This is a genomic window from Umezawaea sp. (genome assembly GCF_057122925.1).
On record NZ_DBNGPQ010000188.1, the window covers coordinates 47,768 to 71,344 of the forward strand.

At 70.9% G+C, this 23,577-nt stretch carries 26 protein-coding genes; 12 read left to right on the forward strand and 14 right to left on the reverse strand.

What is annotated here, in order from left to right:
• Window positions 1-13 precede the first annotated feature (13 nt).
• Genes cobS through cobU form a run of 3 tightly spaced genes read right to left on the reverse strand, consistent with a single transcriptional unit; the run spans window position 14 to window position 2,397 of the window.
• Window positions 14-739 (reverse strand): adenosylcobinamide-GDP ribazoletransferase, encoded by a 726-nt coding sequence (gene cobS / locus AC156L_RS41860; RefSeq protein ID WP_330877770.1) that lies wholly within the window; start codon window positions 737-739, stop codon window positions 14-16.
• Window positions 740-781: 42 nt separating this feature from the next.
• The gene (gene cobT, locus AC156L_RS41865; RefSeq protein WP_414719967.1) at window positions 782-1,849 is read right to left on the reverse strand and encodes a nicotinate-nucleotide--dimethylbenzimidazole phosphoribosyltransferase; all 1,068 of its coding nucleotides are present in this window, start codon (window positions 1,847-1,849) and stop codon (window positions 782-784) included.
• Complete coding sequence (gene cobU / locus AC156L_RS41870; protein ID WP_330877769.1) at window positions 1,846-2,397, reverse strand: bifunctional adenosylcobinamide kinase/adenosylcobinamide-phosphate guanylyltransferase; 552 nt, start codon at window positions 2,395-2,397, stop codon at window positions 1,846-1,848. The genes cobT and cobU overlap by 4 nt, the downstream gene beginning before the upstream one ends.
• A 71-nt stretch (window positions 2,398-2,468) precedes the next feature.
• Here cobU and AC156L_RS41875 point away from each other — a divergent pair, with 71 nt between their 5' ends.
• The gene (locus AC156L_RS41875) at window positions 2,469-2,669 is read left to right on the forward strand and encodes a hypothetical protein (RefSeq protein ID WP_330877768.1); all 201 of its coding nucleotides are present in this window, start codon (window positions 2,469-2,471) and stop codon (window positions 2,667-2,669) included.
• On the opposite strand, the gene AC156L_RS41880 is transcribed toward AC156L_RS41875, so the two are convergent.
• The 3 genes from AC156L_RS41880 to AC156L_RS41890 form a co-directional block, all read right to left on the reverse strand.
• On the reverse strand, window positions 2,666-3,046 hold the full coding sequence (locus tag AC156L_RS41880) for a GNAT family N-acetyltransferase (RefSeq protein ID WP_330877767.1): 381 nt from the start codon (window positions 3,044-3,046) through the stop codon (window positions 2,666-2,668). The two genes, AC156L_RS41875 and AC156L_RS41880, sit on opposite strands and share 4 nt — an antisense overlap.
• A 48-nt stretch (window positions 3,047-3,094) precedes the next feature.
• A complete protein-coding gene (locus AC156L_RS41885) occupies window positions 3,095-4,081 on the reverse strand; it encodes an aldo/keto reductase family protein (protein ID WP_330877766.1) in 987 nt (328 codons plus the stop codon).
• A 142-nt stretch (window positions 4,082-4,223) separates the two neighbouring features.
• The gene (locus AC156L_RS41890; RefSeq protein WP_330877765.1) at window positions 4,224-4,865 is read right to left on the reverse strand and encodes a DUF3043 domain-containing protein; all 642 of its coding nucleotides are present in this window, start codon (window positions 4,863-4,865) and stop codon (window positions 4,224-4,226) included.
• Between the two features lie 40 nt (window positions 4,866-4,905).
• On the opposite strand from AC156L_RS41890, the gene AC156L_RS41895 reads away from it, so the two are divergent.
• The 3 genes from AC156L_RS41895 (at window position 4,906) to AC156L_RS41905 (ending at window position 7,002) form a co-directional block, all read left to right on the forward strand.
• Window positions 4,906-5,910, forward strand: a complete 1,005-nt coding sequence (locus AC156L_RS41895) for a glycerate kinase family protein (RefSeq protein WP_330877764.1) — start codon at window positions 4,906-4,908, stop codon at window positions 5,908-5,910.
• A 113-nt stretch (window positions 5,911-6,023) separates the two neighbouring features.
• On the forward strand, window positions 6,024-6,413 hold the full coding sequence (locus AC156L_RS41900; protein ID WP_330877763.1) for a HesB/IscA family protein: 390 nt from the start codon (window positions 6,024-6,026) through the stop codon (window positions 6,411-6,413).
• Window positions 6,414-6,708: 295 nt separating this feature from the next.
• Window positions 6,709-7,002, forward strand: a complete 294-nt coding sequence (locus AC156L_RS41905) for a MerR family transcriptional regulator (RefSeq protein WP_484407838.1) — start codon at window positions 6,709-6,711, stop codon at window positions 7,000-7,002.
• Here the strand turns inward: AC156L_RS41905 and AC156L_RS41910 are convergent.
• Window positions 6,990-7,139: a hypothetical protein gene (locus AC156L_RS41910; RefSeq protein ID WP_330877761.1), complete on the reverse strand. Its 150-nt coding sequence runs from the start codon at window positions 7,137-7,139 to the stop codon at window positions 6,990-6,992. The genes AC156L_RS41905 and AC156L_RS41910 overlap by 13 nt on opposite strands.
• Window positions 7,140-7,288: 149 nt before the next feature.
• Window positions 7,289-9,217 carry an asparagine synthase (glutamine-hydrolyzing) gene (gene asnB / locus AC156L_RS41915; protein ID WP_330877760.1) on the reverse strand — a complete coding sequence of 643 codons (1,929 nt, stop codon included), beginning with the start codon at window positions 9,215-9,217 and terminating at the stop codon, window positions 7,289-7,291.
• Window positions 9,218-9,448: 231 nt separating this feature from the next.
• On the opposite strand from asnB, the gene ctaC reads away from it, so the two are divergent.
• Together ctaC and AC156L_RS41925 are read left to right on the forward strand one after the other, a co-directional pair.
• On the forward strand, window positions 9,449-10,384 hold the full coding sequence (ctaC, locus tag AC156L_RS41920) for an aa3-type cytochrome oxidase subunit II (RefSeq protein ID WP_330877759.1): 936 nt from the start codon (window positions 9,449-9,451) through the stop codon (window positions 10,382-10,384).
• A 33-nt stretch (window positions 10,385-10,417) separates the two neighbouring features.
• On the forward strand, window positions 10,418-10,816 hold the full coding sequence (locus AC156L_RS41925) for a cytochrome c oxidase subunit 4 (RefSeq protein WP_330877758.1): 399 nt from the start codon (window positions 10,418-10,420) through the stop codon (window positions 10,814-10,816).
• A 309-nt stretch (window positions 10,817-11,125) separates the two neighbouring features.
• On the opposite strand, the gene AC156L_RS41930 is transcribed toward AC156L_RS41925, so the two are convergent.
• The 4 genes from AC156L_RS41930 to AC156L_RS41945 form a co-directional block, all read right to left on the reverse strand.
• On the reverse strand, window positions 11,126-11,791 hold the full coding sequence (locus AC156L_RS41930) for a lysophospholipid acyltransferase family protein (protein ID WP_330877809.1): 666 nt from the start codon (window positions 11,789-11,791) through the stop codon (window positions 11,126-11,128).
• 181 nt (window positions 11,792-11,972) lie between these two features.
• Window positions 11,973-13,022 (reverse strand): anthranilate phosphoribosyltransferase, encoded by a 1,050-nt coding sequence (gene trpD, locus AC156L_RS41935; RefSeq protein WP_330877757.1) that lies wholly within the window; start codon window positions 13,020-13,022, stop codon window positions 11,973-11,975.
• Window positions 13,023-13,032: 10 nt separating this feature from the next.
• Entirely contained in the window at window positions 13,033-13,446 is a 414-nt protein-coding gene (locus AC156L_RS41940; RefSeq protein WP_330877756.1) for a hypothetical protein, read from the reverse strand.
• 51 nt (window positions 13,447-13,497) lie between these two features.
• Complete coding sequence (locus tag AC156L_RS41945) at window positions 13,498-13,902, reverse strand: hypothetical protein (protein ID WP_330877755.1); 405 nt, start codon at window positions 13,900-13,902, stop codon at window positions 13,498-13,500.
• A 93-nt stretch (window positions 13,903-13,995) separates the two neighbouring features.
• Here AC156L_RS41945 and ctaE point away from each other — a divergent pair, with 93 nt between their 5' ends.
• Genes ctaE through qcrB form a run of 4 tightly spaced genes read left to right on the forward strand, consistent with a single transcriptional unit; the run spans window position 13,996 to window position 18,243 of the window.
• Window positions 13,996-14,604, forward strand: a complete 609-nt coding sequence (ctaE, locus tag AC156L_RS41950; protein ID WP_330877808.1) for an aa3-type cytochrome oxidase subunit III — start codon at window positions 13,996-13,998, stop codon at window positions 14,602-14,604.
• 50 nt (window positions 14,605-14,654) lie between these two features.
• A complete protein-coding gene (gene qcrC, locus AC156L_RS41955; protein WP_330877754.1) occupies window positions 14,655-15,461 on the forward strand; it encodes a cytochrome bc1 complex diheme cytochrome c subunit in 807 nt (268 codons plus the stop codon).
• On the forward strand, window positions 15,458-16,582 hold the full coding sequence (gene qcrA / locus AC156L_RS41960) for a cytochrome bc1 complex Rieske iron-sulfur subunit (RefSeq protein ID WP_330877753.1): 1,125 nt from the start codon (window positions 15,458-15,460) through the stop codon (window positions 16,580-16,582). Before qcrC ends, qcrA begins: the two co-directional genes overlap by 4 nt.
• Window positions 16,579-18,243 carry a cytochrome bc1 complex cytochrome b subunit gene (qcrB, locus tag AC156L_RS41965; protein WP_330877752.1) on the forward strand — a complete coding sequence of 555 codons (1,665 nt, stop codon included), beginning with the start codon at window positions 16,579-16,581 and terminating at the stop codon, window positions 18,241-18,243. Before qcrA ends, qcrB begins: the two co-directional genes overlap by 4 nt.
• Window positions 18,244-18,303: 60 nt before the next feature.
• Here qcrB and AC156L_RS41970 read toward each other — a convergent pair whose 3' ends face one another.
• Together AC156L_RS41970 and AC156L_RS41975 are read right to left on the reverse strand one after the other, a co-directional pair.
• On the reverse strand, window positions 18,304-18,588 hold the full coding sequence (locus AC156L_RS41970; protein WP_330877751.1) for an Lrp/AsnC family transcriptional regulator: 285 nt from the start codon (window positions 18,586-18,588) through the stop codon (window positions 18,304-18,306).
• Between the two features lie 468 nt (window positions 18,589-19,056).
• Window positions 19,057-20,760 carry a DEDD exonuclease domain-containing protein gene (locus AC156L_RS41975; protein ID WP_484407840.1) on the reverse strand — a complete coding sequence of 568 codons (1,704 nt, stop codon included), beginning with the start codon at window positions 20,758-20,760 and terminating at the stop codon, window positions 19,057-19,059.
• Between the two features lie 111 nt (window positions 20,761-20,871).
• Here AC156L_RS41975 and AC156L_RS41980 point away from each other — a divergent pair, with 111 nt between their 5' ends.
• A complete protein-coding gene (locus AC156L_RS41980) occupies window positions 20,872-22,236 on the forward strand; it encodes an NYN domain-containing protein (RefSeq protein WP_414720051.1) in 1,365 nt (454 codons plus the stop codon).
• Window positions 22,237-22,591: 355 nt separating this feature from the next.
• A complete protein-coding gene (locus tag AC156L_RS41985; protein ID WP_330879377.1) occupies window positions 22,592-23,569 on the forward strand; it encodes a C40 family peptidase in 978 nt (325 codons plus the stop codon).
• Window positions 23,570-23,577: the final 8 nt, after the last annotated feature.

The following is a 23,577-nucleotide window of genomic DNA, read 5'->3' on the forward strand; positions in this document are numbered from 1 at the left end:
CGCGAGGGGGCCCTCACCCCAGCGTGCAGCCGACCAGCACGATCAGCGTCGCCAGCTCGCAGGCCGCGCCGAGCACGTCACCCGTGATGCCGCCGAAGCGCTTGCGGGTGTGCCGCACCAGCAGCAGCACCGCGCCGAGCGCGACCGCCACGGCGACCGGGCCGTGCGGCACGACGACGAAGCTCGCGGCCGCGAGCGCGGTCCACCAGAGCGCCACCACGGGCCACGACTGGCTGCCCGCCACCAGCGCGCCGAGCCCCTCCGGCCGCGCCGCGGGCACCCCCTCGAGGCAGCACGCGGCGAACGCGGCCCGGCCCGCCGCCAGCGCCACGACCACCGCGCCCCACGGCACGTCGCCGAACGCCGACGCCTGCGCGCCCAGCACGACGACGAGCGTGACGACCGCGAACGGGCCCGCACCGCCGTCCTTCATCACGGCGAGGGCCCGCTCCGGCGGCCCGTAGCAGCCGAGCCCGTCGGCGGTGTCCGCCAGCCCGTCCAGGTGCATCCCCCTGGTGCCGAGCGCGAGCAGCCCCACGGCCAGCAGCCCCGCCACCGCGGACGGCGCGCCCAGCCAGGCGAGGCCGTGCAGGAACGCGGCGGTGACGGCACCCAGCAGCACGCCCACCAGCGGCGCCAGCGCGATGGCCTGCCGCGCGACGCGCGCGTCGACCGCGCCGGAGCGCACCGGCAGCACGGTCAGCCAGGACAGGGCGAGCCGAACGCCGTCGGCCCTCACCCGTCCCACCCGGACGGCCGGACTCCCCGGTGGACCACCCCGCTACTCCTTGCCCGAGACGCCCGCGCTGTCGAACGTGGCCATCTCCGCGAGGATCCTCGTGGCCATCATCACCAGCGGCAGCGCGGTGACCGCGCCCGTGCCCTCGCCGAGGCGCATGTCGAACTCCAGCAGAGGCTGGAGGCTCAGGTGGCCCAGCGCCAGCGCGTGCGACGGCTCGGCCGAGCGGTGCCCGGCCGTCCACCACTCGCGGGCGCCCGGAGCCAGCTCCTCGGCCACGACGGCCGCCGCGCCGACCACGACGCCGTCCAGGATGACCGGCACCCCGCGGAACGCCGCCTGCGCGAGGAAGCCGACCATCGCGGCGATGTCCGCGCCGCTCGCGGTCGCGAGCAGCGCCACCGGGTCGCTGATGTGCGGGCGGGCCCGGCGCATCGCGTCGCGGATGGCGGCCGTCTTGCGCATCCAGGCCGCGTCGTCGATGCCCGTGCCGCGCCCGACCACGTTCACCGGCTCCGACCCGGTGAGCGACGCGATCAGCACCGCGGACGGCGTCGTGTTGCCGATGCCCATGTCACCGGCGATCAGCAGGTCGGCGCCGCCGTCGACCTCCTCGTCGGCGATCCGCCTGCCCGCGGTGATGGCCTGGACGGCCTCCTCGCGGGTCAGCGCGTCCTCGCGGTCGATCGACCCCGAGCCGCGGCGCACCTTGTGCGCCCGCACCTCCTCCGGCGTGTCGCCGTCGACGGCCACGTCGACCACCCGCACCGTCGCGCCCGCGGACGCGGCCAGCACGTTCACCGCGGCCCCGCCCGCGAGGAAGTTGGCCACCATCTGGGCGGTGACCTCGCTGGGGTAGGCCGACACGCCGTGCTCGGCGACGCCGTGGTCGCCCGCGAACACGACGACGCGGGGTCGGGTGAACGGCCGGGGCGGGCAGACGCCCTGGCAGGACGCCACCCACGCGGCGACGCCCTCCAGCCTGCCGAGCGAGCCGACCGGTTTGGTCAGCGTGTCCAACCGGGCCAACGCCTGGAGCAGCACCTGCTCGTCGGGCGGGTCCACGGGCGGGAACGTGAAGCCCGCGCCCGTGTCATCGCTGGTGTTCACGGCCCAGCACCTCCAGCTTCGCGCAGTGTCAGTGGGATTCCGGCGACGAGCAGGAACACCTCGTCGCAGACCTCGGCCAGCCGTGCGTTCAGCGAACCGAGGTGGTCTCGGAAGAGCCTGCCAGAGCGGGTGGACGGCACGACGCCGAGGCCGACCTCGGCCGACACGACGACCAGGCGCGTCCGGCACGCGGCGGCGGCGGAGACCAGGGCCGAGCACTCCCGCTCGACCTCGTCGGTCCCTCCGCCCTCCCACGCGCCGGCGTCGTCCAGCACCCCGGTGAGCCAGGTGGCGAGGTCGTCGACGAGCAGCGGCGGGTCGTCCCCGCCCGCCGCCGCGAGCAGTTCCGGCAGGTCCGGCGCCTCGACCGTCGTCCACGCCGCCGGTCTGCGCTCGACGTGCCGCGCGATCCGCCGGTCCCAGTCGTCGTCACCGGGGTAGCGGCGGGCGGTCGCCACGTACGTCACCACGGGGTCGGTCAGCAACCCCTCGGCGTGGGCCGACTTCCCGGAACGGGTGCCGCCGAGCACGAGTGTCCGACGCGTCACACCGAACTCCGTCCACCGATCGCTTAGCCTGACCTGGAACGTTACCCGGAGGACATCCCCAGGAGGCCGTCGTGGACTACCGGTGGCGCTACCAGGACGAGCAGGGTCGCGAGGTCGACGGACCGGCCGAGACCTTCGCCGACCAGGCCGACGCCGAGGACTGGTTCAGCGCGCGGTGGCAGGAGTTGACCGAGGCGGGGATCGCCCAGGTCACGCTGCTGCGCAGCGAGTCCGAGGTGTACGGCCCGATGTCGCTCGCACCGGCCGACTAGAGCCGCAGGACCATGCCGTCCACCCGCTGGAAGCCCAGCTTCCGGTAGAACGCCCGCACGTCGTCGTCGCAGCACAGCTGCACCTGGTACAGCTCGCCCACCAGGGCCACGGCGGTCTCGACGAGCGTCCGGCCGACGCCCCGGCCCTGGTGCTCGGGCAGCACCTCCAGCAGCGGGACGCTCGCCATCAGCACCCCGTCGGACAGCACCGTGACGAACCCCACGACCCGGTCACCGTCCAGCGCGACGACCGCGTGCGTGGAACCGCGCAGCAGCGCCAGGTGCCGCTCGGGCGAGGGCGGCGCGGGCCAGCCCACGAAGAAGCCGCGCAGCTGCTCGGGCCGCAGGCCGTCCACCGCGGTTCGGTACTCGATCATCCGGGCACGACAGGGCCCCGCGGGCGAACCCGCGGGGCCCCTTCCGCGTCACACGGTGACGGTCAGCCTGGGGTCGGTCTCGGCCACGCCGTCGAGCACCGCGTCGATCTTCTCCAGCAGCTCGGCCTCCAGCTTCACGCCCGCCGCCTTCACGTTCTCGTGCACCTGCTCGGGCCGCGAGGCACCGGTGATCGCGCTGGCCACGTTCGGGTTCTGCAACACCCACGCGACCGCGAGCTGCGACAGCGTGAGACCCGCCTCGTCGGCGAGCGGCTTCAGCTCCTGCACCTTCGCGAGCACGTCGTCGCGCATCCAGCGCGAGATCATCTTCGACCCGCGCTCGTCGGTCGCCCGGGAGCCGGAGGGCAGCTCGCCGCCCGGCGTGTACTTGCCGGTCAGCACGCCCTGGGCGATGGGGGAGAACACGATCTGGCTGAGCCCCTCGCGCTCGGACGCGGGCACGACCTGCGACTCGATGACCCGCCACAGCATCGAGTACTGCGGCTGGTTCGAGATGAACGGCACGTTCAGCTCGCGGGCCAGCGCGGCACCGCGGGTGATCTGCTCGGCGTTCCACTCGGACACCCCGATGTAGAGCGCCTTGCCCTGCCGCACCAGTTCCGCGAACGCGAGCATCGTCTCCTCCAGCGGCACGGTCCGGTCGAACCGGTGCGCCTGGTAGAGGTCGACGTAGTCGGTCTGGAGCCGCTTCAGCGAGGCGTTGGCCGACTCGATGATGTGCTTGCGGCCCAGGCCCTTGTCGTTCGGACCGCCGGGGCCGGTCGGCCAGAAGACCTTGGTGAAGATCTCCAACGACTCGCGGCGCTCACCGGCCAGCGCCCGCCCCAGCACCGACTCGGCCTTGGTGTTGGCGTAGACGTCGGCCGTGTCGAACGTGGTGATGCCCGCGTCCAGTGCGGCCCGGACGCACGCGTGCGCCTGGTCCTCCTCGACCTGCGAGCCGTGGGTGAGCCAGTTGCCGTACGAGATCTCGCTGATGTTCAGGCCGCTGCGGCCGAGACGTCGAAACTCCATGGGTCCGAGCCTAGACCGATGTCGTTCGGCTTGCTAAGGATTCAGATCACGTCGGCCGCGAGGCAGCGAGGCCGCGTCGGCAGGTGGTGACCCGACCTGCCGACTGAGAGCGGCCAAGCCGCCGTCTGCGGAGCAGCGGCCACTAGACCGTGTCGCCGGGCGAGACCCGCGGCTTCGGCACCCGCAGACGACGCAGCTGACTCGCCCTGATGAACGAGTACCAGCCGATCGACAGGCCCCGGATCGTCTCGTTCGGGAACTTCGCGCGCACCTTCTTCGCGACGACGCGGCCGAGCACGATGCCCTCCAGCACCATCGCCAGCAGCATGAACGTCGTCACGAGCGTCGCGTACTGCTGCACGACCACCAGCGGCGTCAGCAGCGCGGCGAACACCACGATCGCCAGCGGCATGAACAGGCCCATGAGGTTGCGGCGCGCGTCCACGAGGTCGCGGATGTAGGCCTTGACCGGCCCCCGGTCGCGCGGCAGCAGGTACTTCTCGTCACCGGACATCATCTTCGCCCGGCGGTCGGCCGCGGCGGCGCGGCGCTCTTCCTTCGTCAGCTTGCTCTTGTTGCCCCGAGCGCGCTTGAGCGCCTCGCGCTGCGTGCGGGGAGGCGGCGGGACCGGGCCGGTCCGCCTGCCCTGCGCCTCGCGGCGCTTCGGGGTGGGGCGCCCCTTGCCCGGCGTGCGGCTCTTGTCGGCGTCGTCGGTCACCACCTCCGGGACGGTCTCGTCGACGGTGGCGGTGGACTCGTTGGAGCTGCGGCGCAGGAACCTCACCCGACAAGGGTATGACAATGCGTTCCGTACCCTCCGCGAGGTGCGCGTACTGGTGGCTCCGGACTGCTTCGGCGGGACGCTGACGGCGGGCGAGGCGGCCTCCGCCATCGCCGACGGCTGGCGGTCGACCGCACCCGACGACGAACTCCTGCTGCGTCCGCTGGCCGACGGGGGACCCGGCTTCGTGGACGTCCTGCACGCCGCGCTGGGCGGTGAACTGCGCACCACCGAGGTCACCGGCCCGCTCGGCACGCCGGTGACGGCCCGGTGGCTGGAGCACGACGGCACGGCGTACGTCGAGTCCGCCGAGGCGTGCGGCCTGCACCTCGTCCCCGCCGACCAGCGCGCCGAGTGGTGCGAACGCGCCACCACCCGCGGCGTCGGTGAACTGGTGCTCGCCGCCTCGGGCGCGCACACGGTCGTCGTCGGCCTCGGCGGCTCGGGCACCACCGACGGCGGCGAGGGCCTGCTGTCGGTCGTGACCGACGTCACGGCCCGGCTCGTGGCCGCGTCCGACGTGGAGAACCCGCTGCTCGGCCCGCACGGCGCCGCGGCGACGTTCGGCCCGCAGAAGGGCGCCTCCCCGGAGGCCGTTGCTCGCCTGGAGGCCAGGCTGGAGGGCATGGACCGGCTGCGCGACGTCCGCGACCTGCCCGGAGCGGGCGCCGCGGGCGGCCTCGGCGCGGCCCTCCTCGCGCTCGGCGCCACCGTCACGTCCGGCGCGGGCCTGGTGCGGACGCTGACCGGCCTGGACGACGCCCTCGCCACCGCCGACGTGGCCCTCACGGGGGAGGGCAGCTTCGACTGGCAGTCGCTCAGGGGGAAGCTCGTCACCGCCGTCGCGTCCGGCGCCGCGGCCCGCGGCATCCCGTGCCTGGTCCTGGCGGGCCAGGTGAGCGTCGGCCGCCGGGAGGCGGGCGCGGCGGGCATCACCGACTCCTACGCGGTCGCCGAGCACGCGGGCTCCGTGGCCGCAGCCATGGCGGATCCGGCGGGCACCCTGCGCGCTCTGGCCGCCGAGGTGGCGGGACGGTGGTCACGCTGACGTCCGAGTTGTCGGTGCCGGGCGCGGACTGTGCCACCATGGGTGGTGGAACAAAGCGGGTACCGCCCGTGTTGACAGGGCTGACCGCCCGTTTCGACCTCTGAGGGAGAGCTATGACCACCGCTCAGGACGCAGCCGCCTCCACCGAAGCAGCCGCACCGGCTCCTGAAGCGCCCACGCACGGCGTGACGCTCACCGACCAGGCGGCCTCGAAGGCGAAGGCGCTGCTCGACCAGGAGGGCCGCGATGACATGCACCTGCGCATCGCCGTCCAGCCCGGCGGCTGCGCGGGCCTGCGCTACCAGCTTTTCTTCGACGAGCGCAGCCTCGACGGTGACGCGGTCCGCGACTTCGGCGGCATGAAGGTCGCCGTCGACCGCATGAGCGCTCCCTACGTCGAGGGCGCTGTCATCGACTTCGTCGACACCATCGAGAAGCAGGGCTTCACGATCGAGAACCCGAACGCGGGCGGCTCCTGCGCCTGCGGCGACTCGTTCCACTAGTCCGCACAGCGCGGAAGGGCGGCTCCCCACGGCGGGAGCCGCCCTTCCGCGTCTCAGACGAGCGCGACGTCGTCGCGGGCCACGGACAGCGCCGTCGCGCGCGGTGCGCGTCGTGCTCCTCCAGCCGGGCCACCGGCGACGCGCGGACGTCGCGGTAGGTGTCCGGTCCGAGCGGCAGCCGCAGCGGCACCTCCCCGCTCTCGACCAGGACGATCGCGCTCGCACACGCTGCGGTTCCACGAGCGGGAACACCTGTTCGTGGAGCCCGCGGGGGCGCGACTCCTCGGGCCACCGCGTGTTCACCGAGTTCGAGGTCGGCTGGCTGCGCTCGTCCGGCATGCCCCTGCCGGGCATCCGCCGCTACGCCGAACTGGTCCGCGAGGGTTCCGGCACGGAGGCCGCCCGCCCCGACCTGCTCCGCGCCCACGAGGCCGGGGTCATCCAGCAGGTGGCCGAGCTGAACGAGGCCCCGGACGTCATCGAGTTCGAGGCGGGGCTCTACGAGGAGCACCCGGAGGCGGGCACCGCCGACGCCCTCTGGCGGGGCGGCCCCGCCTGCGCTCCCGGGACCGGGGGTCAGACGCCGTAGTCGTTGAGCCCCTCGAACCGCCGCGCGGTGCTCTCGTCGACCTCCCACGAGGCGGCGGCGCGGGGCGCGGGCAGCGGGTGCTCCGCGTGCGTGATCGACCGCGGGATCCCGGCGCAGTCCTCGATCAACTCGGTCATGGTCGCAGCCTCTGGAGTAGTCACGTTCCGACGGTAGGACGAGTGGTCTGACCTGCGATAGCCCTACCAAACGGTAGTCTCCGGCCGGGTGACCGACCCCACGACGCGCGAAAGCCCCCGCCGAGGCGGGGGCTTTCGCGATCGAGTGCCTACAGCTTGACGGGGTAGTGCGGCTCCGGCACGACGGGGGAGATGCGCCCCTCGACGAAGATCCCGTGCCACAGCATGAAGACCAGCAGCGCCCAGATGCGGCGGCTGTGGTCCTGCACGTTGTTGCGGTGCTCCTCGATGATCCGGCGCACCGCGGCCTTGTCGATGTACTGGTCCGTCTGCGACTCGGCCACGATCTGGAGCGACCAGTCGTGCATCTCCTCCTTCAGCCAGTGCCGGATCGGCACCGGGAAGCCCAGCTTGCGCCGGTTGAGGACGTGCGGCGGGATGATGTCGCGGATCGCCTTGCGCAGCGCGAACTTCGTCGTGTCCTTGGTGATCTTCAGCTCGGACGGGATCTGCGACGCGATCTTGAAGACCTCGGGGTCCAGGAACGGCACCCGCAGCTCCAGCGAGTTCGCCATGGTCACCTTGTCGGCCTTGACCAGGATGTCGCCGCGCAGCCACGTGAAGAGGTCCACGTGCTGCATCCGGGTCACCGGGTCCCAGTTCGCCGACTCGCGGTACGCCTGCGCCGTGGCGTCCATGTGCGTCACGCTCGGGTCGTAGGTCTTGAGCACCGCGCGGACCTGGTCGTCCATGAAGATGCGCGCGTTGCCGTAGTAGCGCTCCTCCAGCGTGAGCGCGCCGCGGCGCAGCAGGTCCTTGCCGCGCACGCCCTGCGGGATCTTCGTGGAGACCTTGCCCATCGCCTTGCGCAGCGCGCCGGGCACCTTCTCGAACGGCGCCAGCGACAGCGGCTCGCGGTAGATCGTGTAGCCGCCGAACAGCTCGTCGGCGCCCTCACCGGACAGCACGACCTTCACGTGCTGGCGCGCCTCGCGGGCGATGAACCACAGCGGCACCAGCGCCGGGTCCGCCACCGGGTCGTCGAGGTACCAGGTGATCAGCGGCAGGGAGTCCATCATCTCCTGCGCGGTCACCGTCCGGACGACGTGCTTCACGCCGATCGCCGCGGCCGACTCGGCGGCCACGTCGACCTCGGAGAAGCCGGAGCGCTCGAAGCCGGTGGTGAACGTGATCAGGTCCGGGTTGTGCTCCTTCGCCAGCGCGGCGATGACCGTGGAGTCGATGCCGCCCGACAGGAACGAGCCGACCGTCACGTCCGCGCGCATGTGCTTGGCGACGGAGTCGCGCAGCGCCTCGGTGATCTCGTCGTAGAGGCGGTTCTCGTCCGACTCGCCGCGGACCGCGCGCGGCCGGAAGGTCGCGGGGAAGTACCGCTCCATGACGGGCCTGCCGCCGGGGCGGATGGTGAACGAGGTGCCGGACTCGATGCGCCGGATGTCCCCGTGCAGCGACTCGGGCTCCGGCACGTACTGGAGGATCAGGTAGTGCTGGAGCGCCTTCTGGTCCAGCCGCGGCTGGATGCCGATCGTCGGCGCGAGGGCCAGCACGCTCTTCTTCTCGCTCGACAGCGCCACGCCGTTCGGGCCGACCGCGTAGTACAGCGGCTTGATGCCGAACGGGTCGCGCGCGCCGAAGACGACCTTGCGCTGCGAGTCCCAGATCAGGAACGCGAACATGCCGCGCAGCCGCGCCACGGCGGCCGGGCCGAGGTAGTGGTAGGCCGCGACGATGGTCTCGGTGTCGCCGTCGGTGGAGAAGCGCGCGCCGTACTTGCTCGTCAGCTCCGCCCGCAGCTCCAGGTAGTTGTAGATCTCTCCGTTGAACAGGATCGTGTACCGACCCGGCTCCTCCGGCGGTCCCCACGGCATCGGCTGGTGGGAGTGCTCGACGTCGATGATCGACAGGCGGTTGAAGCCCCAGACCACCTCGTCGCCCTGCCACGTCCCGCTCTCGTCAGGCCCGCGGTGCCGCTGGCAGCGCAGCGCCGCCGCCACCGCGGAGCGCGCGTGCTCTGCCTCGTTCTTGTTTGGGCTAACCAGTCCCACGAAGCCGCACACAGCGATTGGCACCTTTCGTGTCGCGTAAGGAAGGCACCAGTATGCCGGGGTCGCTCGGTGTGACCGAAACTGCACTACGGAGCACTGCCCCCGAGCGGTGGTGCTCACCGTGCTGGGCTAGGCTCCCGCATGATCCCGGCCAGGAATTCCTCTCGGTCGGACAGCGTGTTTTTCACCGGCCCGCAGACCACCACCCGCGGGCCGTGCACCGTCTTTGAGGAGGCGCGAGCAGTGGGCCTGAAGGAGGGCACCAGGGCAGCTCGGACGGCCAAGGTCGCCGGGCTGGTTGGCCTGGTCGGCATCGGGGCCACCGGTTGCTCCACGGAAGAGGTCCTGCGCTTCGGATGGCCCGTGGCCGTCACGCCGCAGGCCGAGAAGATGCGCGAGCTGTGGACCTGGTCCGTGGTCGCCGCGCTCGTCGTGGGTGTGATCGTCTGGGGACTGATCGCGTGGTCGATCGCGTTCCACCGCAAGAAGAGCGAGGAACTCCCTCGTCAGACGGCGTACAACCTGCCGCTGGAACTCGTGCTCATCGTCGTTCCGACGATCATCGTGGCGGTTCTCTTCTACTTCACCGCGATCACCCAGAACTACGTCACGGACAAGTCGAAGCCCGCTGACGTGACGGTCGACGTGATCGCGTTCCAGTGGAACTGGGAGTTCCAGTACCCCGGTTACAAGACCGAGAACGCGAACCAGGCCGTGAGCACCATCGGCAACTCCGGCGAGGTGCCGCTGCTCGTGCTGCCCGCGGGCAAGTCGATCCGCTTCACGCTCAGGTCGACCGACGTCATCCACTCGTTCTTCGTGCCGGAGTTCCACTTCAAGCGGGACGTCTTCCCGGACCCGGAGAAGAACAACCAGGACAACGTCTTCCAGATCGACCGGATCGACCGTCCCGGCTCGTTCGTCGGCCGCTGCGCCGAGCTGTGCGGCACCTACCACTCGGTGATGAACTTCGAGGTCCGCGCCCTGGAGTCGGCCGACTTCGACAAGTACATCAAGCTGCGCCAGCAGGTCAACGAGAAGACCGGCAAGACCTACACGGCCGCCGAGGCGCTCACCGAGCTGAACTGCGCCGACTGGTGCACGCCGCACGCGACCACGACCGAGCCCTTCAACACCGATCGGACCGCCCGCGAGGCGTCCGGCGGCGGCTCGAAGTAGTCCGGGCAGCGAGCGCGAGAGCGAGGAACAACCATGAAGGTCGAAGCCCGGATTTTTGACTTGATCACCGTCTTCTCGTTCCTGATGGCCGTCATCTACGGCGTCTGGTCCAAGGAACCGGTGGGCATCGTGGCACTGGCGCTGACCGGCGGCCTGGCCCTGATCGTCGGCACCTACTTCCGCTTCGTCTCCAGGCGCATCGAACAGCGCCCGGAGGACAACCCGAACGCGGAGATCAGCGACGGCGCGGGCGACCTGGGCTTCTTCAGCCCCGGAAGCTACTGGCCCATCGCCCTGGCGGCCTCGGCAGCGGTAGCGGGCGTCGCGATGGCGTTCTGGCACATCTGGCTCCTGGTGATCGCCGTGGTGATGCTCCTGATCACCATCGGCGGCCTGGTCTTCGAGTACCACACAGGCCCGAACCACGAGTAAGAAGACAAAAGCAAAAACAAACCAAAACCGAAAGGGCCGCCCTCAGGGGCGGCCCTTTCGGTATGACGACACGACAACAAACCTGAGCCGGGGCCTTCCCTGAACCAGTGGCCGATTTTACTCGGGGGACGTGACCCTTGCCCTGGTAGATCGGGCAGGTGGCCACCACCTGCCCTTGAGCCCGATCACAGGGTCACATCGAGAGGTCCCCGAGTCACATCGGCCACCCCGGCCGGGACCGGCAGTCACCCGATCTGACGGGACCGGCAGCCGCCGAATCCCACCGCTGCCCCATCAACTCAGCTCAACTCAAGCAGCAGCGCTGGCCTGGTAGTTGTCCACGTAATCCTGCCCGGACAGCTCAAGGATGTTGTACACGATCTGGTCCGTGACCGACCTCAACACCGGCAGCGAATCCTGCATCCCCGCGTAGCGCGTGAAGTCCAACGGCTTCCCGAACCGGACCGTCACCGGCACGATCTTGGGCAGCTTCCGCCCGACCGCCATCACCCGGTCCGTTCCCACGAGCCCGATCGGCACCACGGGAGCGCCGGACTCCAGCGCGATCCGAGCCACCCCGGTCCGACCGCGGTGCAGCATCCCGTCCAACGACCGCGTCCCCTCGGGGTAGATCCCGAAGGCCTCCCCGTCGGCGAGGACCTTGATCACCGTGTCCAGCGAGTCCCGAGCCGACCGCCCCTGCCCGCGCCGCACCGGGATGTTCCCCATCCCCGTGAAGAACCACCGCGACAGCGCTCCGCGAACGCCGGTCCCCTCGAAGTACTCGGCCTTGGCGAGGAAGTACACCCGCCGGGGCACGACGATCGGGATGATCATGCTGTCGACGAAGGACAGGTGGTTGGCGGCGAGGATCACGGGCCCTGTGCCGGGGATGTTCTCCAAGCCCTCGACCGTCGGTCGGTACACCATCCGCGCGATGGGTGAAACCACTCGCGTCATGACCGTGGACAGCAGTGTCATCGCTCCTCGCTCGCTCGGGAGGGCTCGGCCGCGCAGGACCGGGCCACGGCTTGGCCGGGTGACGCGGTCGACAGGACCGCGTTGGTGGTACCAGCATGAACCCGCTTCGTTGCGGGTGCGTGAACCAGTGACTGAAACCTCAGCGAACGGGCCCCGAACTCCCCGAACGGCCTAATCAGTCGATCGGCTGAGCCTTCAGCTCGGTGGACCGCGCCGCCCAGCGTCGCAGCAGGTCGGCGGCGGCGCCGGAGTCGATGGCGTCGGCCGCCCTGCCGAGTCCGCCCGCGAGGTCGGCGTGCAGGTCACCGGACAGGCCGCCGTGGGCCGCGATGGCGCCCGCGGCGTTGACCAGCACGGCGTCCCGCACCGGACCGGGCTTGCCCGAGAGGAGTTCGCGCACGACCTCGGCGTTGACCGACGCGTCGCCGCCGCGCAGGTCCTCCGGGAGCGCGGGCCGCACGCCGAGGCGTGAGGGATCGATCACGTCGGTGCGCACGGTGCCGCCGTCGGCGACCCACACCGACGTGGTGGTCGTCGTGGTGATCTCGTCCAGCCCGTCGTCGCCGCGCACCACGAGCGCCGTCTTGCCGCGCCGGGCGAACACGCCCGCGATCAGCGGCGCCGCGTTGATCCGCGCGCAGCCCACGAGACCCACCGCGGGCTGCGCGGGGTTCGTCAGCGGGCCGAGCAGGTTGAACACCGTGGGGATGCCGATCTCGCCCCTGGTCGGCCCCGCGAACCGCAGCGCCGGGTGGAAGATCGGCGCGAAGCAGAACCCGACGCCCAGTTCGTCGGCCGTCGTCCGCACGTGGTCCGGCGGCAGGTCGATCGCGACGCCCAGAGCCTCCAGCACGTCGGCCGTGCCGCACTTGGACGAGGCCGCGCGGTTGCCGTGCTTCACCACGGGCACGCCCGCGGCGGCGGTCACGATCGCGGCCATCGTGGAGATGTTGACCGACCCGGAGTTGTCGCCCCCGGTGCCGACGATGTCCACGGCCCGCGCGTCCACGGTGAAGCGGCGCGCGTGCTCCAGCATCATCGTGGCGAAGCCGTCGACCTCCTCGGGCGTCTCGCCCTTGGAGCGCAGCGCCACGACGAACGCGGCGATCTGGGCGCTCGTCGCGGTCCCGGTCATGACCTGGTTCATGGCCCAGCCGGTGTCCTCGGCCGAGAGGTCGACCTTGTCGACGAGCTGGTTCAGCAGCAACGGCCAGGTTCTGGACATGGCCCGGCGCTCAGCCGCGCACGACGGGCAGCGAGACCGCGTTCCGCAGCACCTCGGCCACCGTCTCGGCCGCGGCGAGCGGGTCGAGCGGGTGCACGATCACCGCGTCGGCCTGGGACCACGTCGCGAGCCACCGGTCGTCCCGGCGGCGCACGGCCACCACGATGGGCGGGCAGTCGGTGATCTCGTTCTTGAGCTGGCGGGACAGGCCCATGCCGCCGGTCGGCTGCGCCTCGCCGTCGAGGATGAGGAGGTCGGCGTGGCCGTTGTCCACCTCGTACAGCACCTCGGCGATGGTGCCCGCCTCCAGGTAGTCCACCTTGCCCAGGTCCGGGGCGGGCCGACGACCCACGGCCGTGATGATCGTCTCACGCACCTCGGGGCGGTGGCTGAACACCAGGATCTTCGTGGTCGGCGTGCTCATGTGGACGATCCTCCGGCGGGTCGGGTGACCAGGTGTGGCGATGCTATCGGCCTAGCCGGGCTCCGGTTGCAGCGCATCCCACCCCGGTGCGTCACCGCCGAGCCTCTGGGCGAGCCCCGCCATGCGCGAACGCTCCTGCGCGCAGTGCAGCGCGTCGAGCACCTGCACCCGAACGGCCTCCAGGTGATCGGGCCCGCGACCGCTCGGCCGCAGCTCGTAACCGTCCTGCGCGAGCAGTGCGGCGGCACGTTCTACCTGGTCAGGGGGTAGTACGAGGTGGTGGCGCAGCACCGCGGGCCGATCGGGTCGCCAGCGGGGCGAGCGGGCCAGCGCCGCGGAGTCGGCCTCCGCCGGGTCGAACGCCTCGACCACGACGACCAGTCCGGGAGATCCGGTCAGGAGTTCGGGTTCCCGATCCCCCCGGAGCCGGTCACGCAACCAGCCGAGCATTCCCATGGCTTTCGTTCACCCTCCGTGTTCGCGGGCGGCGGTGAGCCGCCGTTCGCCCCGGTTGGACCCGATGGGCGGACGGAAAACCTGCAAGCAATAATGCGTGATGTGACAACGGCAGCGCCTTCCACCGGCCAGCGCGTGCACTCGCTGAACCGCCCGAACATGGTCAGCGTCGGCACGATCGTCTGGCTGTCCAGTGAGCTCATGTTCTTCGCTGGGCTCTTCGCCATGTTCTTCACGGTGAAAGCCCAGAACGAAGGTGCCTGGCCCCCGGAGCCGACCGAGCTGAACAGGCCGTACGCCCTGTTCTTCACGGTCATCCTGGTGGCCTCCTCCTTCACCTGTCAGTGGGGAGTGTTCGCCGCCGAGCGCGGCGACGTCTTCGGTCTGCGCCGCTGGTACACGGTGACGCTGATCATGGGCGCGATCTTCGTCGCTGGACAGGCCGGGGAGTACTACGAGCTGGTGCACCACGGCACGACGATCCCGTCGTCCGCGTACGGCACCGTCTTCTTCCTCACCACCGGCTTCCACGGCCTGCACGTGATCGGCGGCCTGATCGCCTTCGTGTTCCTGCTCATCCGCACCAAGCTGAGCAAGTTCACCCCGGCGCAGGCGACGTCCGCGATCGTCGTGTCGTACTACTGGCACTTCGTCGACGTCGTCTGGATCGGTCTGTTCGCCGTCATCTACATCGTGCCCTGACCCACCACGAAGCACGAAGCCCCGAACTGACAGCAAGGGTTGCCGCACACATGACCACCAACACCAAGAGGGCCCGGACGCGCACCAAGCTGCGCAGGCGGATCTCGGGCCTCCTCGCGCTCGGGTTCGCGTTGCTCAGCGCCGGCTTTCTGTTCACGGCGCTCGCGCCGAACCCGCAGACCGCCCAGGCGCAGGACGACCCGGCCCTGGTGCGGCAGGGCGAGCAGCTCTACAACAACACCTGCCTGAGCTGCCACGGCCCCGCCCTGGACGGCGTGAAGGACCGCGGCCCGAGCCTCATCGGCGTCGGCGAGGCCGCGGTGTACTTCCAGGTCTCCACCGGCCGCATGCCGATGGCCCGCCAGGAGGCCCAGGCCCAGCGCAAGCCGGTCAAGTTCACCCCTGAGGAGATCGACGCGCTCGGCGCGTTCATCCAGTCCAGGGGTGGCGGCCCGGAGAGCCCCGAGGAGACCGGCCAGGCGCTGCGCGGCGACGAACCCGCCCGCGGCGGCGAGCTGTTCCGCCTGAACTGCGCGGCCTGCCACAACTTCACCGGCCGCGGCGGGGCGCTCTCGTCCGGCAAGTTCGCGCCGGAGCTGGACGGTGTGACCGAGGAGCAGCTCTACACCGCGATGCTCACCGGCCCGCAGAACATGCCGAAGTTCTCCGACCGGCAGCTCACGCCGGAGGAGAAGAAGGACATCATCGCGTACATCAAGTCGGTCACCGACGGGAACAACAACCCCGGCGGTGCCCCCCTCGGCGGGCTGGGGCCCGTATCCGAGGGTCTGATCGCGTTCATCGTGGGGATCGCCGCCCTGATCGGCGTGACCCTCTGGATCGGAGCCAAGGCATGAGCGGCGACAAGCCGGCCGAGCTGCCCACTGAGGACGAGCTCGGGCAGATGAGCAGGGACGAGCTGGTCAAGCTCGGCCTGAAGATGGACGGCGTCGAGCTGGTCCACTACGAGGACAAGTGGCCGGTCAAGGGCACCCGCGCGGAGAAGCGGGCCGAGCGCGTCGTCGCGCTCTGGTTCCTGATCGCCGCGCTGGGCGGCGTGGCGTTCCTCGCGGCGTTCCTGTTCTGGCCGTGGCGCTACGAGGCCCCCGGCAGCGACAAGCACCTGCTGTACAGCCTCTACAACCCGATCATCGGCCTCACCCTCGGCATCGCGATCCTCGGCCTCGGCGTCGGCGCGCTCCTCTACACGAAGAAGTTCATCCCGGACGAGCTGGCGGTGCAGCAGCGCCACGACGGCCCGTCGTCCCAGGTCGACCAGGCCACCGTGCTCGCGGAGCTGGCCGACGCGGGCGAGCGCAGCACCCTCGGCCGCCGCTCGCTGATCAAGAAGACCGCCGGCCTCGGCGCGGGCATCTTCGGCCTCGGCGTGCTGGCCGTCCCGCTCGGCGGTCTGATCAAGAACCCGTGGCAGGACAGCGAGAGCAGCAAGTCGCTCTGGCACACCGCGTGGAAGCCCGTGAACGGCGAGAAGGTCTACCTCCGCCGCCACACCGGTCGGTTCCACGAGGTCGAACTGGTCCGCCCGGAGGACCTGGAGGCCGGTGGCTTCGAGACCGTCTTCCCGTTCCGCGAGTCCGACCGGGAGGACGAGGACAAGCTCGTCCACGCCATCAAGAGCGCCGACGGTCCGGTCATGCTGATCCGCCTGCGTCCCGGCCAGCCGGTCGTCAAGCGTGCAGGTCAGGAAGACTTCAACTACGGTGACTTCTACGCGTACTCGAAGATCTGCACCCACTTGGGCTGTCCGACCTCGTTGTACGAGCAGCAGACCGGTCTGCTGCTCTGCCCGTGCCACCAGTCGCAGTTCGACGTCTTCCACTACGCGAAGCCGCGGTTCGGTCCGGCCACCCGTGCCCTCCCGCAGCTGCCGATCACGGTGGACGAGGACGGATACTTGATCGCTCGCGGTGACTTCATCGAAGCCGTGGGTCCGGCGTTCTGGGAGCGTAAGTCATGAGTGCCATCACCACTCCGACGAAGCAGCCCAACGCGGCTGCTCGCGCGGTCGGCGGGGCCGCCAAGGCCGCTGACGAGCGCTACCACTTCGCGGGCGGCATGCGGAAGCAGCTCAACAAGGTCTTCCCGACGCACTGGTCGTTCCTGCTCGGCGAGATCGCGCTGTACAGCTTCATCATCCTGCTGCTGTCCGGCACGTACCTGGCGCTGTTCTTCGACCCCTCCATGGAGGAGGTCGTCTACAACGGCGCGTTCACGAACCTCCAGGGCATCGAGATGTCCCGCGCGTTCGAGTCGACCCTCCAGATCTCCTTCGAGGTCCGCGGCGGTCTGTTCGTCCGCCAGGTGCACCACTGGGCGGCGCTGCTGTTCATGGGCGCGATCGTCGTGCACATGTTCCGGATCTTCTTCACCGGCGCGTTCCGCCGCCCGCGCGAGATCAACTGGGTCATCGGCATCCTGCTGTTCATGCTCGGCGCGATCGAGGGCTTCCTCGGCTACTCGCTCCCCGACGACCTGCTCTCCGGCACCGGCCTCCGCGTGATGGCGGCGCTGCTGATCTCGTTCCCGGTGGTCGGCACCTGGATCAACTGGCTGGCCTTCGGCGGGGAGTTCCCCGGCACGGAGATCATCCCCAGGTTCTACACGCTGCACATCCTGCTGATCCCCGCGATCATCCTGGGTCTCGTGGCGGTCCACCTGGCGCTGGTCTGGTACCAGAAGCACACGCAGTTCCCCGGCGTCGGCCGCAAGGAGACCAACGTCGTCGGCGTGCGCATCATGCCGGTGTTCGCGGCCAAGGGCGGCGGCTTCTTCGCCGTCGTCGTCGCGATCACCGCGATCATGGGTGGCGTCTTCCAGATCAACCCGGTGTGGAACTTCGGCCCGTACAACCCGGCGCAGGTGTCCGCGGGCGTCCAGCCCGACTGGTACATGGGCTGGACCGACGGTCTGATCCGCCTGTGGCCCGCGTGGGAGCTGTACCTGGGCAACTACACCGTCCCGGCGCCGTTCCTGCCGTTCCTCCTCGGTCTCCCGCTGCTGACCGGCATCGCCGCGGTCTACCCGTGGATCGAGAAGAAGCTGACCAAGGACTACGCGCACCACAACCTGCTCCAGCGTCCGCGCGACGTCCCGGTGCGCACCGCGCTGGGCGCGATGGCGATCTCGTTCTTCATGGTCCTGCTGCTCTCGGGCGGCAACGACATCATCGCCATGAAGTTCGACATCTCCCTGAACGCGCTGACCTGGGTCGGCCGCGTGGGCATGCTGCTGGTGCCGCCGCTGGCGTACTACCTCACCTACCGCCTGTGCCTGGGTCTCCAGCGCGCTGACCGCGAGGTGCTGGAGCACGGCGTCGAGACCGGCATCATCAAGCGCCTCCCGCACGGCGAGTTCATCGAGGTCCACCAGCCGCTCGGCCCGGTCGACGACCACGGCCACCCGCTGCCGCTGGCCTACCAGGGCGCCTCGGTGCCCAAGAAGATGAACAAGCTGGGTTCCGCGGGCCACCCGGTCCCCGGCAGCTTCCTCACCCCGGACTCCCCCGAGGAGACCGTCGCGCTGGTCAACGCCCGCAAGGCCCACGGCGTCTCGGAGGAGATCTCCGCCGAGAACATGCCCGGCGAGCTGGCGGGCAAGCCGCAGCAGCCCGACGCCTGACGTCAGACGCGCAAGGGCCCCGCACCACTTCCGGTGCGGGGCCCTTTCGCTTGTGCTCGATCAGCCTTCTTCAAGCCCGATCGAGAACGCCGCCTCGGTGTCCCGCTTGGAGTACGACCGGAACGAGATGTGCGTGTCGGTGTTCAGCACACCGGGCACCTTGCTGATGTGCCCTGGCACCAGCTCGGCCAGGTCCTCGTGCCGAGCCACCTTCACGATGGCGATCAGGTCGACATCACCAGCACAGGAGTACACCTCCGTGACGCCCTCGATCTCGGCGATCGTCTGCGCTGCCTCGGGGATGGATTCGGCAGCGGCCTGGATCAGCACGATCGCGTTGATCACGGGGTCCTCCTAGTCAGATGGTGTGCGGGCAATGCTAGAGGGCAACGCGACCCAGGTCGCGCCAGAGCCCACGACAGCAGCCACGGCGTCCACCCGAGAAGGACCGACCACGGCCCCAGCGGCCGACAACCGACCCGCACCACACGCAACCGTGCCCACCGCGGAGCCCGCCACCGACCAAGCGGAATCACCACAAGCGGCAGCACGCAACCGTCCCACCACGAACCAAGCGGAAGCACCCAAGAAGAAGGCGCCCGCACTTCCCCCGTCCCCCCGATCCCCAGCGCCCTCAGCTTCACCCCCGTGTTGTCAAGGCATCTTTCCCGCCTTGACAACACGGGGGTGAAGCTCGAGACACTTGAGCGAGCGGGGCGACTGTCCCCAGGACCAACAGCCCGACTGCACCCGACTGCACCCGACAAGTCACCCAGGAAGTCACCCGACAAGTCACCCGGTTCCCCGGAACCCTCAGTGGTCGTACTCCCGGTACTGGTCCCTCCCGGCGTCGGCCAACTCCACCCACTCCCGCCACCCACCGGCCGACGCCGCGGGCGAGGCCCAGGGCTCCTCGCACCGCACCAACCGGGTCCCGGCCCGGTTCAACCACCGCAGCACCAACCCGGCCTCCTCCGGCGAAGCCCCCCGCAGCGGCCCGTCCCCTGGCACCACCGTCTCCGCCGAAGCCACCAACGCCTCCACCACGGGCAGGTACCGGGTCCCCCTCCGAGCCACCCCGGCGGACGCCAACCTCCCGTACCGGACGACGGCGAACTCCCACCCGCCGTCCCCGTCCGGCCGAGCGGCCACGACCTCCGGCAGCGCCGCCAGAGCCGCCAGCCTCTGCCCCCGGTCCAGCACCCGGATCAACGCCGCCATCCGGTCCCTCCGCCCGGCGGCCTCCTCGAACCGGTGCGCCGACGCGTACGAGTCGAGCTGCGCCACCAGCCCGTGCAGCGGCGCCACGTCCCGGCCGGCGATCAACTCCCGCAGCGCCACCACGGCGGGGGAGTACTCCCCCGCCGTCTGCTTCCCGGCGCACGGAGCCGCGCACCGCCCCAGCTCGTGCAGCGCGCACGGCGTGCCCCGCTGCGCCTTCACCGGGATCCGCTGCGTGCACGCCCGGATCGGCAGCGCTTCCAGCACCGCGTCGGCCGCCGTCTCCGCCGCCCGGCGCGACCGGAACGGCCCCAGCGCCCCCGTGCGGGCCTCCCGCACCATCGACAGCCGCGGGTAGGCCTCCTCGGTCAACGTCAGCCACCACGCGTTCTGGGGGTTCTTCGACCGCCGGTTGTACGCGGGCTTGTGCGCGGCCAGCAGCCGCAGCTCCCGCACCTCCGCCTCCAGCGAGTGCGCGCACGACACCGAGTCGACCCGCACCGCGAGCGCGACCATCTCCCGCAGCCGGGCCCGCCCCTCGCTGGCGGTGAAGTACTGCCGCACCCGCTTGCGCAGGTCCGACGCGGTGCCGACGTACAGCACCTCCTCGTTCGGCCCCCGGAACAGGTACACGCCGGGCTCGTGCGGCAGGTGCGCCGCCAGTTCCCGCTTCCGCCGCTGCTGGGGCGTCACCTCCGGCAGGTAGGCCAGCAGCTCCTCCAGCGACTGCACCCCGAGCGGCCCCACCCGCTCCAGCAGCCGGTGCAGCACCTCCACCGTCGCCCGAGCGTCGTCCAGCGCCCGGTGCGTCGGGGTCGTCTCGGTGCCGAACAGCTGCGCCAGCGCCCCGAGCCTGCAACTCGGCGCCTCCTCGCGGCTGAGCACCCGTCTGGCCAACCGCACCGTGCACACCACGCTCGGCTTCGGCCACCGGTACCCGTGCCGTTCGCAGGCGGCCTTCATGAACCCCACGTCGAACCCGGAGTTGTGCGCCACCAGCACGGCCCCGGCCGCGAACTCCAGGAACGCGGGCAGCACCTCGTCCATCCGCGGAGCGCCGGTCACCATCAGCTGGGTGATGCCCGTCAGGGCCACCACCTGCGGCGGAATGCCCCGACCCGGATCGACCAGGGTCGCGAACTCGCCCAGCACCTCGCCGCCGCGGATCTTCACGGCGCCGATCTCGGTGACCGCGTCGTCGGTGGCGCTGCCCCCGGTGGTCTCCAGGTCGAAGACCACGAACGTCGTGTCGCGAAGAGGGGTGCCCAGTTCGTCGAACGAGAGTTGCGCGTTCACGACGCGGAAGTTAATCGAGGGGTACGACATTTTTGATCGAGGGTCGTCGGGCGGCGTCACCGCGCGCCATCCAACACTGTGCTCGTCACCACTGCGCCGTAGCCTGTACCGGTGCACGACCCGAACCCCGAACCCGACGAGCCCGCGGCCCCTGAGCTGGTGGACGCCGAGCGGGCGCCCTCTGTTGAGTCCACTGTGGACTGGGGTGGGCTGCCGGACGGGCTGCGGTCCCGGCTGGCGGAGCTCGCCGCCGACGCGCTCGGGGACATGGCCAAGGTGGACGTGCCGCAGCAGCTGCGGTCGGTGGCGCGGTTCGCGCCCGCGAAGCGCGCCCGGCTGGGCGGGTCGGCGCTGATCTCCGGGTTGAGGTCGTCGGCCAACTTCCGGACCGCCGTGGTCGAGTGGCTGCGCAAGAACCGGCCCTCGACGTTGGAGCTGACGGCGCCGGACCCGGTGACCGCCGCCTCGGCCGCGGTGCTGCTCGGCGACGACGCGGCGCCGCACTACGTGGAGCTGGTGGCCCGCCGGGCCGGTGACGCGGCGCTGCGGCTGGAGCGGGACGCGGCCGTGCTGCGGGCCGAGCGGATGGACGCCGAGCTGGAGCGGCTGCGCGAGGAGCGCGCCCAGACGGCCGGGTTCGCGGAGAAGATCCGCGAGGAGGCCGAGGTCGAGCTGGAACGCCTGCGCAAGCGGTTGCGCGAGCAGGGCGTGCGGCTCAAGGAGGCGAAGGACCGGGCGGAGACGGCCGCCGCCGAGGTCGAGCAGGCCCGAGCCGAGGCGCGGGTGCAGCTGGTGCGGTTGACCGCCGAGCGCGACCGGGAACGGGAGCGCGCCGAGACCGAGCGGGCCAAGGCGGCGCGGGCGGAGGCGGACGCGGACGTCGCCCGCCAGTCCGCCCGCGAGGCCCGGCAGGCCGACGAGGTCCGGCTCGCGCTGCTCGTGGACACCCTCGACGGCGCGGTCAACGGGCTCCGCCGCGAACTCGCGCTCGGAGGCGCGGGGCCGCGTCCGGCCGACCTCGTGCGCGGGGCGAGCGCGGCGCAGGGCGCGGTGGGCCGGGTCGAGGACCCGGCCGCGCTGGACCGGCTGCTCGCGCTGCCCGCCGTGCACCTGATCGTGGACGGCTACAACGTCACCAAGACCGGCTACCCGGACCTGCCGCTGTCCGACCAGCGCGACCGGCTCGTGCACCAGCTCGCCGTGCTGGCCGCGCGCACCGGGGCCGAGGTCACGCTGGTGTTCGACGGCGCGGGCGTGGTCGCCGTGCCCGCCGCCGCCCCGAGGGGCGTTCGGGTGCTGTTCAGCGACCCCGGCGTGCTCGCGGACGACGTGATCCGGGCGCTGGTGACGGCCGAGCCGGAGGGGCGGCCCGTCGTGGTCGTCACGTCCGACCGCGCGGTCGCGGACTCGGTCCGCAGGCGCGGCGCGCACCCGGTGCCGTCGGCGGTACTGCTGGCCAGACTCGGTCGGGTTTGAGGCTTTTCTCACTTCCGCGTGCGGTGTCCGGGGACCCAAGGTCACGCTTGTGCATTTTTTCTCGATCACCAGGTGGACGCGGGCCGCCACTTTTCGTAACCTGGCCGAGACCTCGTGGCAGGTGGCCGTCCATCCTGGGCGGCGACACGGGATCACCGCCGAATCGGCCCGTCGGGGAGCCGTGCCGGACAAGATCGATCTGCGGGCTGCACGACGGATCGGCGCGCCCCGCGCGCCTCGAGTCCGGTCAGCCCCCGGTAGGCGGTTCATCACGAAGGAGACATGCGCGACTGTGGCGTCGCAACGACTCAAGCGCGGTATGCGCGGGGCGATCGCAGCCACTGCGGTTGCCGCCGTGGCAGCGAGCATCGCCCCCGCGTCAGCGGTGGCCCAGCCGAACAGCCCGGCGAACGCTTCCGAGGCGCTGAAGCAGTACAACGAGCTGTCCGAGCAGGCCTCGAAGCTCAACGAAGAACTCCTGCAGGCCGAGGAGAAGCAGGCCCAGAACCAGGAGGAGCTCGACAAGGCCACGGCCGACGTCACGGCGGCCACCCAGGTCGGTGACCAGGCGAAGGCCGACGAGGAGACGTTCCGCCAGCAGGTCGACAAGTTCACCGAGGCGTCCTTCGAGGGCGCGCGGTTCAACCAGCTCTCGGCACTGCTGGTGAGCGACTCGCAGCAGGACTTCCTCAACCGCATGTCGGCGCTCGGCGTGCTCGCCTCGGACAACTTCGAGGCCCTCGACAAGCTCTCGGGCGCGGTGGCGCAGGCGTCGGACGCGACCAGCAAGGCGATCGAGGCCCAGGCCCGCGCGAAGGCGGCCAACGACGAGGCCATCAAGATCACCGAGGACATCAAGAAGCGCGCGGCCGACCTCGACACCCAGAAGAAGGACGTCAAGGCGGCCCTCAACAAGCTGACCGGGACCGAGAAGAAGACGTTGACCGACTCGGGCGACATGGGCGAGATCGCCGTCCCGTCCGGCGCGGCGGGTGCGGCGGTGGCGTTCGCACTCCTCCAGCGCGGTGACGCCTACGTCTACGGCGGCACCGGTCCGGACGGCTGGGACTGCTCAGGGCTGGTCATGAAGGCCTACCAGAACGCGGGCATCAGCATCCCGCGCACCAGCCAGGGCCAGGGCGCGGCGGGCCGTTCGGTCTCGCGCGCCGAGGTCACGGCGGGCGACATCATCGCCTACAACGGCTTCAGCCACGTCGGGCTGGCCATCAGCAACACCGAGATCGTGCACGCGGCGACCGAGGGGGTGCCGGTCAAGATCACCTCGATCGACGCGCCCGGCTCCATCTCGTCCATCCGGCGCATCGCGGGCTGACACGTCCG